The 16,222-nt window shown below is 64.6% G+C and carries 14 protein-coding genes and 1 other RNA gene; 7 read left to right on the top strand and 8 right to left on the bottom strand.

All coding sequences use genetic code 11. The annotated features are described in order from the left end of the window. Positions 1-39 precede the first annotated feature (39 nt). The gene (locus tag RTQ83_RS05760) at positions 40-1,074 is read left to right on the top strand and encodes a kelch repeat-containing protein (RefSeq protein ID WP_312512015.1); all 1,035 of its coding nucleotides are present in this window, start codon (positions 40-42) and stop codon (positions 1,072-1,074) included. A 15-nt stretch (positions 1,075-1,089) separates the two neighbouring features. Here RTQ83_RS05760 and RTQ83_RS05755 read toward each other — a convergent pair whose 3' ends face one another. From RTQ83_RS05755 to RTQ83_RS05735, 5 genes are all read right to left on the bottom strand, one after another. Then, positions 1,090-1,893 (bottom strand): sulfite exporter TauE/SafE family protein, encoded by an 804-nt coding sequence (locus tag RTQ83_RS05755; RefSeq protein WP_312512012.1) that lies wholly within the window; start codon positions 1,891-1,893, stop codon positions 1,090-1,092. Then, positions 1,893-2,363: an EVE domain-containing protein gene (locus RTQ83_RS05750; RefSeq protein WP_312512010.1), complete on the bottom strand. Its 471-nt coding sequence runs from the start codon at positions 2,361-2,363 to the stop codon at positions 1,893-1,895. The genes RTQ83_RS05755 and RTQ83_RS05750 overlap by 1 nt, the downstream gene beginning before the upstream one ends. Positions 2,364-2,444: 81 nt before the next feature. Next, a non-coding RNA gene (ssrS, locus tag RTQ83_RS05745) (6S RNA) lies at positions 2,445-2,626 on the bottom strand. 56 nt (positions 2,627-2,682) lie between these two features. After that, on the bottom strand, positions 2,683-2,994 hold the full coding sequence (locus RTQ83_RS05740) for a cell division protein ZapA (protein ID WP_312512007.1): 312 nt from the start codon (positions 2,992-2,994) through the stop codon (positions 2,683-2,685). Beyond that, entirely contained in the window at positions 2,991-3,299 is a 309-nt protein-coding gene (locus RTQ83_RS05735; RefSeq protein ID WP_312512004.1) for a hypothetical protein, read from the bottom strand. The genes RTQ83_RS05740 and RTQ83_RS05735 overlap by 4 nt, the downstream gene beginning before the upstream one ends. A 377-nt stretch (positions 3,300-3,676) precedes the next feature. Between RTQ83_RS05735 and groES the strand changes: the two genes are divergently transcribed. Both groES and groL read left to right on the top strand, forming a co-directional pair. Then, the gene (gene groES / locus RTQ83_RS05730) at positions 3,677-3,967 is read left to right on the top strand and encodes a co-chaperone GroES (RefSeq protein WP_005665652.1); all 291 of its coding nucleotides are present in this window, start codon (positions 3,677-3,679) and stop codon (positions 3,965-3,967) included. 38 nt (positions 3,968-4,005) lie between these two features. Continuing rightward, positions 4,006-5,652: a chaperonin GroEL gene (groL, locus tag RTQ83_RS05725; protein ID WP_312512002.1), complete on the top strand. Its 1,647-nt coding sequence runs from the start codon at positions 4,006-4,008 to the stop codon at positions 5,650-5,652. Positions 5,653-5,799: 147 nt separating this feature from the next. On the opposite strand, the gene RTQ83_RS05720 is transcribed toward groL, so the two are convergent. After that, positions 5,800-7,155: a PEP-CTERM sorting domain-containing protein gene (locus RTQ83_RS05720; RefSeq protein ID WP_312512000.1), complete on the bottom strand. Its 1,356-nt coding sequence runs from the start codon at positions 7,153-7,155 to the stop codon at positions 5,800-5,802. Between the two features lie 272 nt (positions 7,156-7,427). On the opposite strand from RTQ83_RS05720, the gene RTQ83_RS05715 reads away from it, so the two are divergent. Further along, positions 7,428-7,898, top strand: coding sequence for a hypothetical protein (locus RTQ83_RS05715; RefSeq protein ID WP_312511998.1), 471 nt, complete (start codon positions 7,428-7,430; stop codon positions 7,896-7,898). 1 nt (position 7,899) lies between these two features. Here the strand turns inward: RTQ83_RS05715 and RTQ83_RS05710 are convergent, their stop codons facing one another. Together RTQ83_RS05710 and RTQ83_RS05705 are read right to left on the bottom strand one after the other, a co-directional pair. After that, on the bottom strand, positions 7,900-8,826 hold the full coding sequence (locus RTQ83_RS05710) for an FkbM family methyltransferase (RefSeq protein ID WP_312511996.1): 927 nt from the start codon (positions 8,824-8,826) through the stop codon (positions 7,900-7,902). A 205-nt stretch (positions 8,827-9,031) separates the two neighbouring features. After that, positions 9,032-10,678 (bottom strand): alpha glucosidase, encoded by a 1,647-nt coding sequence (locus tag RTQ83_RS05705; protein WP_312511993.1) that lies wholly within the window; start codon positions 10,676-10,678, stop codon positions 9,032-9,034. A gap of 259 nt (positions 10,679-10,937) precedes the next feature. Here RTQ83_RS05705 and RTQ83_RS05700 point away from each other — a divergent pair, with 259 nt between their 5' ends. From RTQ83_RS05700 to RTQ83_RS05690, 3 genes are all read left to right on the top strand, one after another. Beyond that, positions 10,938-12,518 carry an oligopeptide:H+ symporter gene (locus RTQ83_RS05700; RefSeq protein WP_312511990.1) on the top strand — a complete coding sequence of 527 codons (1,581 nt, stop codon included), beginning with the start codon at positions 10,938-10,940 and terminating at the stop codon, positions 12,516-12,518. 4 nt (positions 12,519-12,522) lie between these two features. Next, on the top strand, positions 12,523-15,243 hold the full coding sequence (locus tag RTQ83_RS05695; RefSeq protein WP_312511987.1) for an alpha-1,6-glucosidase domain-containing protein: 2,721 nt from the start codon (positions 12,523-12,525) through the stop codon (positions 15,241-15,243). 85 nt (positions 15,244-15,328) lie between these two features. Next, positions 15,329-16,222 (top strand): LysR family transcriptional regulator, encoded by an 894-nt coding sequence (locus tag RTQ83_RS05690; protein WP_312511984.1) that lies wholly within the window; start codon positions 15,329-15,331, stop codon positions 16,220-16,222.

The raw sequence follows: 16,222 nt of genomic DNA, 5'->3' as shown, positions 1-16,222 counted from the left end.
TCGCCTGCACCGGGCGATGACAATATTCGAGGACACCGTTTGAACGCCATCCTGCCGACGCTGCTGGCCGCAGCACTGCTCGCCGTTTCCACCCCATCCCCCGCACAGCCGGACGCCGCGTCGCCATCGGCGCCGCGCTGGTCGCGCGTGGCCGACGCCAGCCTGGCGCGCCAGGAAATCTATCCGGCCGTCCTTGATGGCAGGATTTATGTGGCGGGCGGCATCCTGTCCGATGCGCCAGGTTTTACCGCGTACGTCGAAGCCTACGATGCGGCAGCGAACACGTGGCGCAAGCTGTCGCCGCTGCCCGAAGGCCGGCACCACATCGCGCTGGCCGCCGCCGGCGGCAAGGTCTACGGCATCGGCGGCTTCTCCGGCGCGATTCCCGACTGGCGCGCGCACGCCACGGTGTTCGTCTACGATCCGAAACTCGATCGCTGGACGCCGGGCCCCGCCCTGCCGCAGCCACGCGCCGAAGGCGTGGTGGCGGCCATCGGCGACAGGATCTATCTGATCGGCGGCCGCATGCCGGCCAGCGCGGATGCGGTCCACATCAGCCAGCACGCCGACACCAATCGCGGCGAAGTGCTGGACGTGCGCTCCGGCCAGTGGAAGCGCATCGCCGATGCGCCGACTGCGCGCAACAGCGCCGCCGCAGCGGTCATCGGCAACAAGATCTACGTGGTGGGTGGCCGCCAGATGGTGGTGCAGCCGAATGGCGGTCAACGTCCGGTGAATGTAGCGACCCTGGAAGTGTATGACCCTGCCCTTGACCGCTGGGAAACCAAGTCACCGATGCCGCTGGCCCAGGGCGGCCTGGCGGCGGCTTCCCATGATGGGCGCCTGTACGCCTTTGGCGGCGAACAGTTCGTGCCGGAGCGGAAGGTGTTCGCCGAAGCCTGGGTCTACGATCCGGCGTCGGACCGCTGGTCGGCCCTGCCGCCGATGCCGACGCCACGCCATGGACACGGCACGGCCGTCGTCGGCAACCGGATCTTCCTGATGGGCGGTGGCGAGAAGGTCGGCGTGGCTGCCAGCCGCGCACACGAAGCGCTCGACATCCCGGCGCAGTGACCGCAACTGGCGTTCCTAGTTGACCGCCTTCCAGAACATGTACGCCGCCAGCGCATACAGGATCACCGCGAAGATGCGCTGCAGCTGCCGCACCGGCATCTTGTGCGCGGCGCGTGCGCCGAGCGGCGCCATGACGACGCTGGCGGCCACGATGATCGCCAGCGCCGGCAGGTAGATGAAGCCAAGGGACCACGCCGGCAGTCCCGGCTCGCCCCAGCCGTAATAGATGTTCGACAGCGTGCCCGAGAGCGCGATGGGAAAGCCCAGCGCCGCACTGGTGGCCACCGCATTGTGAATGCGCACATTACAGCGCGTCATGAACGGCACCGAGACGAAGCCGCCGCCGGCGCCGACCAGGCCCGAGAGGACGCCGATGAAACCGCCCATCGCGAACATGCCGCCCTTGCCGGGCAGCTCGCGCGCCGCCGCCGGTTTTTTCCCGATCAGCATCTGGGTCGCCGAGTAGGCGACGAAGCAGCCGAAGAACGTCGCCAGCACGGCGGTGTCCATCTGCTTGCCGATCCAGGGACCGATCCAGGAACCGATCAGAATGCCGGGCGCCAGCAGCTTGACCACGGGCCACAGTACCGCGCCGTGCTTGTGATGCGCGCGCACCGACGACATCGAGGTGAACAGGATCACGCCGAGCGCAGTGGCGATCGCCATGTGCACCACCAGCGAATCGGGGAAGCCGCGCGCGGTGAAGATCATGGTGATGAACGGCACCAGCACCATGCCGCCGCCGATGCCGAGCAGGCCGGCCGCGAAGCCGCCGAAGGTACCCATTGCCAGCAATGCCAGGATCAGGAGCGGGTCCATCACGCCTCCTTGCCGCGCACCAGCGCGACCACTGCGTTCCACTCGCCTTCGGTCACCGGCGACACCGACAGCCGGCTGCCCTTCTGCAGCAGCACCATGTCTTCCAGCGCCGCGATGGCACGCATCTCGGACAGCGGCAGGTAGCGTCCCTGTTCGACTGCGCGCACATCGACCGAGATCCAGCGCGGCGTTTCCTGCGTGGCCTTGGGGTCGTGGTACTTGCTGGCGGGGTCGAACTGGGTGGCGTCGGGATACGGGCCGCTGGCGACTTCGGCGATGCCGGCGACGCCGGGCACCGCGCAGCTGGAGTGATAGAACAGGACGCCGTCGCCGGCCGACATGGCGTCGCGCATGAAGTTGCGGGCCTGGTAGTTGCGCACGCCGTACCAGGACACGGTCTGCCGCGGCGCGGCCAGGACGTCGTCGAAGCTGACGTCGTCCGGTTCGGATTTCATTAACCAATAGCGCATCGCGCCTCTCTTTCGTACATCGTGCTGCGGACAGGCATAAAAAAAAGCGGCTGCGTACAGAGTGCGCAACCGCTTGTGTGTTCATGCCCCGCATGTGCCGTTTTTGCCGGCATCCTGAACCAAAACGGTTCAAGGCGGTCACGGTCAGATCAATTTCGGGTTCGTCGGACTAGCGACGCTCACGCCCATCGAACTTGTTCCACGACCTATGCGTAAGAATGGTTCAAGGAATATATGGCAAATCTCGAACACCGCAGGGTAGAGCGCAGTTTACTCTTTTGTTCCGTCCTGTCAAACGGATTCGGGCTCACCCGAACTTTTAAACCAGATTTTCCTGCGGCGAAAGAACCTTGTCCAGGACGGCATGCATCGACTCGAGTTTTTGCTTGACCTCGAGAATCGACAGGTCCGACAACGGCCCTTGCGGCGACTTGACCGATAAAAATTCCGCGGCGACGCTGAGCGCGGCCATGACGGCGATGCGGTCGGTGCCCTTGACCTTGCCCGAATCGCGCAGGGTGCACATCTTGCCGTCGAGGTAGCTCACCGCTTCGCGCAAGGTACGCTCTTCGCCGGGGCGGCAGGCCAGGCGGTATGACATGCCCATGATGGTGACGTCGAGATGGATCATCGCGCGGCCTCGCTGTTGTTCGCGCCGTTGTTCGCGCCGTTGTTCGAAGTGGTACCGGCAGCAGTATCGGCGGCGTCGGCGGCGGCGCCCTCGCCTTCCGCTTCCTCGCCCGGCGGCTTGGGCAGCTCGTCGAGCATGGCCTCGATGCGCTGCTGGGCCGCGAACAGGCGTTCCTTGAACGACAGGTTCTCGGCGCTGAGCAGGGTGTTGGCCTGGCGCAGCAGATAGTTCTCGGCGCGCAGCGACTGGGTCAGCTGGGCGAGCCGGTCGATTTTGTCTGAGAGGTCTTGGAATTCGGAAATCATTCGACACTATAGGATCGAGATGGTTTTTCCGTCAATCGAATCACGTTACCGGACCCGGACTTCCACGGTCGCTCGGGACAGGCGTGCGGCATGAAAGTCCCAGCCAGTGTACTCTGCCCGGCTCTTGCCAATACGTTCATGTCGTGGCGAAGCTTTCCACTATATATTGTGCAAGATCCAACAAAACGATTGATCCAACTCAAATGCCCCAGCTAATTTAGCAATATTGCAGCTTGAAATGGCAATTTATCGTCCCTATAATTAGCACTCGTTAGTAGAGAGTGCTAACAACTCTTTGCAGCCGGCGCAGCGTTTCGAAGTTGCTGCGACGGTGTCAAAAAACGCTAGTCAATCCATTGAATATTAAGGAGTTTTGCATGAACCTTCGTCCTCTGCACGATCGCGTTATCGTGAAGCGCCTCGACCAGGAAACCAAAACTGCGTCCGGCCTGATCATCCCTGATGCCGCGGCAGAAAAACCGGACCAGGGCGAAGTCCTCGCCGTTGGTAACGGTAAAGTGCAAGACAACGGCCAGGTCCGTCCGCTGGAAGTCAAAGTCGGCGACCGCGTGCTGTTCGGCAAATACTCGGGCCAGGCCGTCAAGGTCAACGGCGAAGAGCTGCTGGTGATGCGCGAAGAAGACATCATGGCCGTCGTGGCGCAGTAATTCCCTGACCTCATTCACGAAATTCGGAGAAATAACAAATGGCAGCTAAAGAAGTAGTGTTCGGCGACGCAGCGCGCGCCAAGATGGTCGAAGGCGTCAACATCCTGGCCAACGCGGTCAAGGTGACCCTGGGCCCGAAAGGCCGCAACGTCGTGCTGGAGCGCTCGTTCGGCGCCCCGACCGTCACCAAGGACGGTGTCTCGGTCGCGAAAGAAGTCGAACTGAAAGACAAGCTCCAGAACATGGGCGCGCAGATGGTCAAGGAAGTCGCTTCCAAAACCAGCGACAACGCCGGTGACGGCACCACCACCGCAACCGTGCTGGCACAAGCCATCGTGCGCGAAGGCATGAAGTTCGTTGCCGCCGGCATGAACCCGATGGACCTGAAGCGCGGCATCGACAAGGCCGTCGCAGCGACCGTCGAAGAACTGAAGAAGATCGCCAAGCCGACCACCACTACCAAGGAAATCGCGCAAGTCGGCGCCATTTCGGCCAACTCGGAAACCTCGATCGGCGAGCGTATCGCCGAGGCGATGGAAAAAGTCGGCAAGGAAGGCGTCATCACCGTGGAAGACGGCAAGTCGCTGAACGACGAGCTGGACATCGTGGAAGGCATGCAGTTCGACCGCGGCTACCTGTCGCCCTACTTCATCAACAACCCGGACAAGCAAGTCGCCGTGCACGAACAGCCGTTCATCCTGCTGTGCGACAAGAAGATCTCGAACATCCGTGACCTGCTGCCGGTGCTGGAGCAAGTCGCCAAGGCCGGCCGTCCGCTGGTGATCGTCGCCGAAGACATCGAAGGCGAAGCGCTGGCGACCCTGGTGGTCAACAACATCCGTGGCATCCTGAAGACCGTCGCCGTCAAGGCACCTGGCTTCGGCGACCGCCGCAAGGCCATGCTGGAAGACATCGCCATCCTGACCGGTGGCCAGGTCATCGCCGAAGAAGTCGGCCTGACCCTGGAAAAAGTCACCCTGGCGGAACTGGGCCAGGCTGCACGCGTCGAAGTCGGCAAGGAAAACACCATCATCATCGACGGCGCCGGCCAGGCTGAATCGATCGAGGGCCGCGTCAAGATGATCCGCACCCAGATCGAAGAAGCGACCTCGGACTACGACCGCGAAAAACTGCAAGAGCGCGTGGCCAAGCTGGCCGGCGGCGTTGCCGTGATCCGCGTCGGTGCAGCCACCGAAGTCGAGATGAAAGAGAAGAAGGCCCGCGTCGAAGACGCGCTGCACGCAACCCGCGCAGCCGTCGAAGAAGGCATCGTGCCAGGCGGCGGCGTCGCTCTGCTGCGCGCCCGCGCTTCGCTGGACATCAAGGGTGACAACCCTGACCAGGAAGCCGGTATCAAGATCGTCCTGCGCGCGATGGAAGAGCCGCTGCGCATGATCGTCCAGAACGCCGGCGACGAGCCGTCGGTCGTGGTCGCTGCAGTCCTGGCCGGCACCGGTAACTACGGTTACAACGCAGGCAACGGCACCTACGGCGACATGGTCGAAATGGGCGTGCTCGATCCTGCCAAGGTCACCCGCTCGGCCCTGCAAAATGCAGCGTCGATCGCCGGCCTGATGCTGACCACCGACTGCATGATCTCGGAAGTCGTCGAAGACAAGCCGGCCGGCGGTATGGGCGGCATGGGCGGTATGGGTGGCATGGGCGGCATGGACGGCATGATGTAATCTGCCGGGCCACGGCCCTGCCTGAAAACCGGTGCGGCGCCACGCGGCGCACCGGTCTTTCAAGCCAAACAAAAAGCCCGCGAGGTTCACGCCTCGCGGGCTTTTTGTCGTCCGGCGGTCAGGCCGCGGTCGTGCGGCCTTGGTGTTTCAATGCTGCGCGCGCGACCCTTTGCGGCGCAGCCACAGCATCGCCGCCACCGCGGCACCCGCCAGCCACAGCGTGCCGGGCTCGGGTACTTCGGTCGGTGCGGCCGGGAGCTCGGCGTTGCCCGGGGTGGACGGTGCGCCCGGAGTACCCGGCGTTTGCGGCGGCACCTCGGGACCGGATTCCGGATGCGGCGTCGATGGCTGGCCGCCGGAACCGGTGCCGTCCTTGCTGTCGCCGCCGTTGCCGTTGCCAGTATTGCCGGTACCAGGGCCTCCGGTTCCGCCGTTGCCGCCCGTCGCAGGGCCGCCTGCGCCACCATTACCGCCGGTGCCGGTGCCGGTGCCGCCATTGCCGGTGCCCGGCGTGGCTGGATCGCCGGTAGCGGGTGCGGTCGATGGATCGCCACCGGCCGGCGTACCGGCACCGCCCGTCGCGGGCGCGCTGGCGTCGCCCGGCGCCTGGGAAGTGTCGCCGCCGCTGCCGGTCGACCCGCTGCCGGAAGAACCGATGGCTGGCGTTGCAGCCGCGTCCCCTTCCGAGGCGCTGCTCTGCGCCGTGCGGCTGATCCGGTTGCCGGTGCTCAGGTCATACAGGGCCGAGCGGTCGGCCTGCGGCACTGACGGCGTGGCCGAGCGCATGCTGGCCAGTGCCGCTGCCGGCTGCACCAGGCCGGCGCCATCCGGGAAGTAGCCAAGCGGGTAGCGCGAACCGCTGCCGCCGCCATCGCCATCGACCCCGGCCGACGCGGCCAGGAACATGCCCTGTTCGCCGCTGGCAGCGGCGAGCACGGTGTCGAGTTCTTCTTCGCTCGGGCCATGGGCTTCGACGGGAAACTGGGGCGTGTCCGAAATGCGGTTGGCGCAGCGCGCGCGCATTTCGTTGCTGCCGTCGGACAGCAGCGTTTCGCCCTGCGCCAGCATGACTTTTTTCGCGGTCCAGAACACCTGGTCGCCCTTGCGGTACGACACGTGCACGGCGCGCGGCTTGGTCACGGTGACTTCCCTGGCCTTGTCGGCATCGAAGTTGGCATAGTGCGCCGCTACCACCCGGTCCGCCCGGATGACGCGCTTGAGTTCCGCGGCGCCGGAGACGCCGCCGGGAATGATCGAGTACGGATAGACACGGCGCGGTGAGGCGGCACCTTGCGCGGCCGATCCCGCACCGATGACCGGCGCCGCCGCCAGCGCCAGGCCGGCGCTGCTGCTCACCCGTTGCTCGTCGTGCGATGCAGCCAACTCCGGGAGCATGAGCGCAGCGACACCGGCCGCAACCCCGAACACGGCCAGCGTGCCGAGGCGTTTCTGACGCCGGGAGGATTTTTCCAAACGGCGGGTATAGGCGGTGCGAAAATCCATTGCAGAGCTGAAGTAGGAGTGATCCTACAGGATAGCAGTATTTCTAATAGTAAATTGCCGCCCCATAACAAATAAGCGCCAATCCGTGGCGCAAATGTTGAATTTGTTTCCACATGGAAAATCTACAAACGCATTTGTGGTGGTTTCCATGACAACGCGGCATCGCATGACCGGGCGACTGACGCAGCCTACCGCCAATCCGTAGGGACATGCCAAGTTGCTGCTCAAACACGCATGGTTTAGTATGACCGCCTTACCTCACGAGGCATTCCATGTTCTCACGCGCCGCTGTCCGTCCTTCCCTGCGCCTGCTCGCCGCCACCCTTGCGCTGTCGTGCGCGTTCGCAGGCTGCAAGCGCGCCGAACGCGAGACGCCCAAGCCTGCGCCGGCAGCGCCGGCCGTGGCCGACATACCGGTGCAGACCAGGGACCAGGCCATGGCGGCGCTGCTGGCCCTGCCCGAATTGCAGGCCTGGTCGAAACAGATCGAAACCCGTTCGCGCGGCAAGGCGCACGGCGCCGTGATCGAAGACGATCCGGTGCCGCGCGAGATCAATGGCAAGAAGTATTACCAGCTCAGTTTTGTCGAAGACCGTGTGCAGGATGTGCAGCGGCGCGAGAGCTTCCTGGTAGCGCAGGAGGGAGGCGAGATTCTGGTGGAGGATACGGATACCGATACGCTGCTGAGTTTGCAGGAGTGGCGCCGTACGATCGAACGGGTCGACCTCAAGAGCGCCAACTGAGCTAGCCGATCGTCCGTCCGAACCTGGCGCCGAATGCGGCCAACCGCGCCGGATCGAAGGCGCCGACGATGTTCGGATATTTGAAGCCGCCGACCACGTGGGAAAACATGACGTGATATGCCTCGTCGCCATCGTGCAGGTTGCGGATATCGTCCAGATCCACCGCATACAGGCAGGGAAAGACGCTGCGCAGGAAGTCGAGGAAATCCGGCACCGAGGTGCGCTGCAGGACATTCAGGCACCAGTGATTCAATTCCAGCGTGACCGTCGGCTCGAAAACCGCCAGCGTCTTGCGCAAGCCCTCGATGACGTCGCGCTCGAAACCTTCGACATCGATCTTGATGAAGTCCACCGCATCGATGCCGGCCCGGCTCAGGAAGTCGTCGCCACGGGCGATCTCGATGGGTTCCACCTGATGGCCGGCCGACGCCCTGGTCTGGTTCGAGACGAATCCGCCTGAGCGGTTGTTCGCCGAAAACGTCAGTTCGAACCGGCCAGGGGTTTTGCCCAACCCGATATTGTGAAGCGAGACATTGTCCAGCCCGGCCGCCGTGACGTTCTTGTCGAGCAGCCGATAAGTGGTCGGAGACGGTTCGAAGCTGAAAACCTGGCGGGCGCGGCTGCCGAACAGGATCGATGTGCATCCGATATTGGCGCCGATGTCGAGCACGATATCGGATGGCGTGAGCAGCGTATCGAACAACTCGACCATGTGCGGCTCGAAGGCCCCCTGGATGTGTTCGAGATAATCATCATCGGACTCGATGCGATAAGGCTTGCCGCCGATGTCGGTGATGACATGGCGGACAGCATCGCCGTCGGCCTGGATGATGCGTTGCGTCTCGTTGTCTTCCAGCTGAGAGCGCGCCGCGGGAACGGCATGCGGCGGGTTCATGCTGCGCTTGATACGGTCCATCAATCTCTTCACGGATATTCTCCTTGACTAGCTGTGGTTTGCTCACCGATATTCCGGTGCCGATCCAATCAAGAGTAGCATATGGAAGAGAACTGACAGTCCGATTTTTCTCGATCGTCGCTGAACCAGATCGATCGCGCCGGCTGCCCGGCGCGCGGGTGCGGGCCGGACAGCCGCCAGGAGATGCGGCCTGCAGCGGCGCCTGCATCGGTTCTGCTTATATTGCGGACACAGTGCCGAACCAGGCGCCATAGGCCGGCAGCGTCACCCGTCCGCCTGCAGCGCTGCCGGCCAACCCCTCGACCTGCAGCCCGGTCGCGTCTGCGCTGGCAGGCCAGTCGAAGCTGACTTCTTGATGCGACAGATTGAAGGCCGCCAGCACACTGGCCTCCCCTTCCAGATCGCGCCGCAGCGCCAGTGCCGGTTCCGGCGCGTCGAAGAAGGCGATCTCGCCGTGCGTCAGCTGCGGCAGGGTGCGGCGCAGTGCGATGAAGCGGCGCTGGAAATTCAGCATCGATTCGGGATCCCGGTCCTGCACGTCGACTGCGGCGGCGGCGTGCGACGGCTCCACCGGCAGCCATGGCGTGCCTTCGGTGAAGCCCGCGTGCGGCGCATCGGCCTGCCACGGCATCGGCGTGCGGCAGCCGTCGCGGCCCTTGAACTCGGGCCAGAAGGTCTTGCCGTACGGATCCTGCAGCAGTTCGAACGGCACGTCGGCTTCGGTCAGTGCCAGCTCGTCGCCCTGGTACAGGCACGGCGTGCCTTTCAGCGACAGCTGCATCGCCAGCACCAGCTTGGCCAGCGCAGGACGCGCCGGCGTCGCACCGGCATTGCCCCAGCGCGTCATCACGCGGATCGCATCGTGGTTACCCACCGACCACGAGGCCCAGCCTTCCTGCACGCGGCGCTCGAAATCCTCGACCTGGGTGCGGATATGCTGCGCCGTGAACACCGGCGTCAGGAAGTTGAAGCTGTAGCACATGTGCAGCTTGTTCCCGCCCGCCATGTACTCGTTCATCTGGGCCAGCGCGTCGTCCGAACTGATCTCGCCGATCGAGACCGCGCCGAATTCGTCCAGCTGGGCGCGCAGGCGCTCCATGAAGGCGATGTTCTCGGGCTGGGTCTTGTCGTAGATGTGGGCCTGCATGCCGTACGGGTTCACGTCGGTCACGGTCGAGGTGTCACGCACCAGCGCCGGCGGATTGCTGCGCAGCTGGCGGTCGTGGAAGTGGAACACGCAGGCGTCCATGCGCACGCCGTCCACGCCGCGCTCGAGCCAGAAGCGCTGCGCATCGAGGTGCGCCTGCTGCACCAGCGGATTATGGAAGTTCAGCTGCGGCTGGCTCACCAGGAAGTTGTGCATGTAGTACTGCTTGCGGCGCGTATCCCACTGCCACGCCGAGCCGCCGAACACCGACAGCCAGTTGTTGGGCGGGTTGCCGTCCGGGAGCGGATCGGCCCACACGTACCAATCGGACTTCGGATTGTCGCGGCTGGCGCGGCTCTCGACGAACCACGGATGCGCTTCCGAGGTATGCGACATCACCTGGTCGATCATGATCTTCAGGCCCAGGCTGTGCGCCCTGGCGATCAGGCGATCGAAGTCGGCCAGGGTGCCGAACAACGGATCGACGTCACAATAATCCGAGATGTCATAACCGAAATCGGCCATCGGCGACTTGAAGAACGGCGACAGCCAGACGATGTCCACGCCCAGCCTCGCGATATAGTCGAGCCGCTCGGTGATGCCGTTCAGGTCGCCGACACCGTCGCCGTTGCTGTCCTGGAAGCTGCGCGGATACACCTGGTAGATGATGGCGTCGCGCCACCAGTGCGGGTTGTCGGTCGTCGGGATCTGGGTCATGGCTGCTCCGGTGTTTTTAAAATTTTAGGCAATATACATGATGCACCAAGGGCTGACAATTGGCTCAAACCGGCAAATCCGACACACATTTCCTTTACTTTCAATCGCTTAGCGTAACGAAAACGTTTCCATTGCGACTGCTTTGTAATTAAACTACGCGCGAATGTATCGCCTTTGTTTCACAGCGATATTTTTATTGCAAAACAAGGCAGCCTCGTCATAGCATCGCGTCTGTTTGCCATTTTCAAGGAACCGGCTCATGACCGATCTCGCCAAACCGACTTCCGGCCGCATGCCGCGCCAGATTCCCTACATCATCGCCAATGAAGGCTGCGAACGCTTCAGCTTCTATGGCATGCGCAATATCCTGACGCCGTTCCTGATCACCACCCTGCTGATGTTCCTGCCGGAAGACATGCGCACCGGTGAAGCCAAGCACGTGTTCCACACCTTCGTGATCGGCGTGTACTTCTTCCCGCTGCTGGGCGGCTGGCTGGCCGACCGTTACTTTGGCAAGTACAACACCGTGTTCTGGCTCAGCCTCGTGTATTGCGCCGGCCACGCCTGCCTGGCCATCTTCGAGGACAACGTCAACGGCTTCTATTTCGGCCTGTTCCTGATCGCGCTCGGCTCGGGCGGCATCAAGCCGCTGGTGGCGTCCTTCGTGGGCGACCAGTTCGACCAGACCAACAAGGACAAGGCGAAAGTCGTGTTCGACGCCTTCTACTGGATCATCAACTTCGGCTCGTTCTTCGCGTCGCTGCTGATGCCGCTGCTGCTGCGCGACTTCGGTCCGGCCTGGGCCTTCGGCGTGCCGGGCATCCTGATGTTCATCGCCACCATGGTGTTTTGGAGCGGCAAGAAGAAATACGTGCACGTGCCGCCGGCGCCTGCCAATCCGCACTCGTTCATGCGCGTGGCGCGCACCGCGCTGCTGGCACGCCGCGACGGCGAAGGCCGTCCGGGCCTGATGGTGGCCGCCATCGGCGCCATCGGCGCGCTGGTGTCGCTGGCGATGATCCCGCAATGGGGCTTCGTGATCGCCGCCTGCATGGCCCTGGTGCTGGTGATGGCCTTCGGCGGCATCGGCGCCTCGATGCAGCTCGATCGCGCGCGCGGCATCCACCCCGACGACGCGGTGGCCGGCGTGCGCGCCGTGCTGCGCATCCTGATCGTGTTCGCGCTGGTGACCCCGTTCTGGTCGCTGTTCGACCAGAAGGCCTCGACCTGGATCGTGCAGGCCAACGCCATGACCACCCAGGTAAGCCTGTTCGGCTGGACCTGGGACGTGATCCCGGCCCAGGTCCAGGCTCTGAACCCGCTGCTGGTGATGCTGCTCATCCCGTTCAACAACTTCGCCCTGTTCCCGATGCTGCGCTCGATCGGCATCGAACCGACGCCGCTGCGCCGCATGACCGCCGGCATCGTGTTCTCGGCCCTGGCCTGGATCGTGGTCGGCTACCTGCAGATGCAACTGGATGCCGGTGACGCCCTGTCGATCGCGTGGCAGATCGCGCCGTATGCGCTGCTGACGCTGGGCGAAGTACTGGTCTCGGCCACCGGCCTCGAATTCGCCTACAGTCAGGCCCCGGCCTCGATGAAGGGCGTGATCATGGCGCTGTGGTACCTGGCCGTGACGGTCGGTAACCTGTGGGTGCTGATCGTGAACGCCAGCGTCAAGAACGAATCGGTGGTGTCGTACATCGAAGGCACTGGCATGGGCGTGATGGCGGCGCAGATGTACTTCTTCGCCGGCTTCGCGCTGCTGTCGGCGCTGGCCTTCGGCTGGTACGCGACGCGCTACAAGATGGTCGACCACTACCGCGGCACCGCTGCCTGATCGTATGAATAAACTACACCTTGCCCTGATCGCGGTCTCGCTGTCCTCGTCCGCCTACGCCGCCGTCCCGCTCGAAGCCTGCGACAGCCCATCGTTCCAGGAAGTCCTGAACGCCTCCGGCGAGACGCTGGACGCGCGCGCGGTCTGGCTCGACCGGCGCCTGGTGCGCTGGCCCGGCGCCGCCCAGGATGGCGCGTTCCGCCTGTACCACTCCCCTACCGGTGCCATCGTCGCCAAACCGGGCAGCAAGGTCGCGGGCGCCGCCGGCTACCTGGCCCTGAACGTCTCCGGCACTGCGGTGCCGAGCGCCGTCGCGACCCGCTTCAAGTATGTCGCTCCCGGCGCCACGCTGGCCGTGAACGACGCCGACCTGGCGCGCCTGCCCGAACTGCACCGCGGCCAGCTGGTACTGGTGCAGGAAGGCGCTGACGGAGTCGTGATCGCCGCCACGCGCCTGCAATCGGCCGGCGCGCTGGACGACCTGTACGCCGCCGCCCAGAACATCCCGGACCTGGGCGCCACCCCGGGCGCCAGACAGACCGGCTTCAAATTGTGGGCGCCGACCGCGCGCCAGGTCGCGCTCTGCACCTACGACAGCGCCACCGGCAAGGCGGGCGCGGTGCAGCAGATGGCACTGGAGCCGAACACCGGCGCCTGGAGCGCCAGCGTGCCGCGCGACCTCTCCGGCACCTATTACAAGTACGCGGTCGATGTGGTGGTCGACGGCGCCGGCCTGGTACGCAATATGGTCACCGACCCGTACTCGGTCAGCCTGAATGCGGATTCGAAGCGCAGCTACGTGGCCGACCTCGACGCGGCCAACCTCAAGCCGCAGGGCTGGGACGCCACCCGCGCGCCGGATACGGTCAAGGCGCAGACCGACATGGCGATCTACGAGCTGCACGTGCGCGACTTCTCGCTGATCGACGGGACTGTACCGGAAGCCAAGCGCGGCAAGTACGGCGCCTTCTCCGAGACCAACTCGAACGGCATGAAGCATCTGCGCGCCCTGGCGAAGGCGGGCCTGACCGACATCCACCTGCTACCGGTGTACGACATCGGCAGCATCCCGGAACTCGGCTGCGCCCTGCCCCAGCCATCCGGCGCGCCGGACGGCGAAACGCAACAAGCTTTGATCCGCAAGACCGCCCACACCGACTGCTTCAACTGGGGCTACGACCCGCAGCACTTCAACGCGGTCGAAGGCAGCTACGCCAGCGACCCGCAGGATGGTGCGCGCCGCATCGTCGAATTCCGGCAAATGGTGATGGACCTGCACAATGCCGGCCTGCGCGTCGGCACCGACGTGGTCTACAACCACACCTTCATCGCCGGCCAGAACGAGAAATCGATCCTGGACCGCGTGGTGCCGGGCTACTATCACCGCCTGAATGCGACGGGTGGCATCGAATCGTCGACCTGCTGCTTCAACACGGCCACCGAGAACACCATGATGGCCAAGCTGATGATCGACTCAAGCGTGCTGTGGACGCGCCACTACAAGATCGATTCATTCCGCTTCGACCTGATGGGCCACCAGCCGCGTTCTGCGATGGAACGCCTGCAACGCGAAGTCGACCGCGCCGCCGGCCGCCATGTGCAGCTGATCGGCGAAGGCTGGAACTTCGGCGAAGTCGCCGACGGCGCGCGCTTCGTGCAGGCCTCGCAGCTGTCATTGAACGGCAGCGGCATCGGCACCTTCAGCGACCGCGCGCGCGACGCCGTGCGCGGCGGTTCGCCCGGCGACTCGGGCGAGACCGTGCTGCGCCAGCAGGGCTACATCAACGGCCTGGTGTACGATCCGAACCGCTTCGGCGGCGGGCGCCAGCACAGCGACCTGCTGAAAGCCGCGGACCTGATCCGAGTCGGCCTGGCCGGCTCGGTACGCGCGTTCCCGATGCAGACCTTCGACGGCCAGACGCGCCGCCTGGAGAGCATCGTCTATGGCGGCAACCAGCCGGCCGGCTACGCTAGAGAACCGGGCGAAGCGGTCAACTACGTCGAGAACCACGACAACCAGACGCTGTACGACATCAACGTGTTGAAGCTCCCGGTGAATACCTCCGCCGCCGAACGTGCGCGGGTGCAGGTGCTGGGCATGGCGATCAACGCCTTCAGCCAGGGCGTGGCCTATTACCACGCCGGCATCGACACCCTGCGTTCCAAGTCGCTCGACCGCAACAGCTTCAATTCGGGCGACTGGTTCAATCGCCTCGACTGGACCTACCAGGACAACTTCTTCGGCACCGGCCTGCCGCCCGCCGACGACAACGCCAAGGACTGGCCGCTGTTCAAGCCGCTGCTGGCGAATGCCGCCCTGAAGCCGGCGCCTGCCGACATCGCCTTCGCGCGCGATGCCTTCCGCGACCTGCTGCAAATCCGCGCCAGCACCACGCTGCTGCGCCTGCGCACCTCGGACGACATCGTCAAGCGCCTGCGCTTCTTCAACACCGGTCCCGGCCAGGTGCCGACGGTGCTGGCGGCATCGATCGACGGCCGCGGCTATCCGGGCGCGCGCTTCGGCAGCCTGACGTACCTGGTCAACGTCGACAAGGCGGCGCGCACGGTCAAGGAAGAGACCCTGCGCGGCAAGCGCCTGCGCCTGCATCCGGTGCATACGGCCAAGAGCGCGGCCGACAAGCGCGCGGCCCAGGCACGCTATGACAGCGCCAGCGGCACGTTCACGATTCCCGCGCGCACCGCCGTGGTGTTCGTGGCCGACTGAGGATCCGGCGCTCGCCAGCGCCATGTCGGACGGACAGGTAGAATCAAGCGTTTCTTCTACCCGACTTCTACCGGATTCCCACCGCATGGCGCGCGACAATATCAGTGACATCCTCGTCTTCCTGGCGGTAGCCCGCGAGCGCAGCTTCACGCGCGCCGCGGCCAAGCTGGGCATGACGCAATCGGCGCTCAGCCACATCGTGCGCGCGCTCGAGTCGCGCATGGGCGTGCGCCTGCTGACGCGCACCACGCGCAGCGTGTCGCCGACCGAGGCCGGCGAACGGCTGCTGCAGAACGTGGCGCCGCGGCTGCAGGAGATCGACGCCGAGATCGCCGCCATCAGCGAATTGGGCGACAAGCCCTCGGGCCTGATCCGCATCACTTCCACCGATCACGTGATCGACAACTTCCTGTGGCCGCGCCTGGCCCCGGTGCTGCCGCAGTATCCCGACATCCAGGTCGAGATCAGCAGCGACTACCGCATGATCGACATCGCCGCCGAGCGCTACGACATCGGCGTGCGCTGGGGCGACCAGGTGGACAAGGACATGATCGCGGTGCGCCTGACGCCCGACATCAAGACCATGATCGTCGGTTCGCCGTCCTACTTCGCGCACCGTCCGGTGCCGACGTCGGTGCAGGACCTCATGAAGCACAACTGCGTGCAGCTGCGCCTGGCCAGCAAGGGCGGCGTGTATGCCTGGGAACTGCTGCAGGAAGGCCGTCCGATCGAAGCGCGCCTGCGCGGCCAGTTCACCTTCAACAGCGTGTACCAGATGCGCAATGCGGCGCTCAGCGGCTCGGGCCTGGCCTATCTGACTGAGGACGTGGTGGGCGACCATGTGCGCGAAGGCCGCCTGGTAAGCGTGATGGAAGACTGGTGCCCGTCCTTCCCCGGCCTGCATGCCTACTACCCGAGCCGGCGCCATTCGTCGCGCGCGCTCGGGCTGGTGATCGACGCGATCCGCTACAAGGGCTGA

The sequence above is a fragment of the Massilia sp. genome (assembly GCF_031995545.1).
In the GTDB taxonomy this organism is placed as follows: domain Bacteria; phylum Pseudomonadota; class Gammaproteobacteria; order Burkholderiales; family Burkholderiaceae_D; genus Telluria.
Note: the sequence above shows the minus strand (reverse complement) of the source record. Positions and strands in the feature narration are given on the sequence as shown.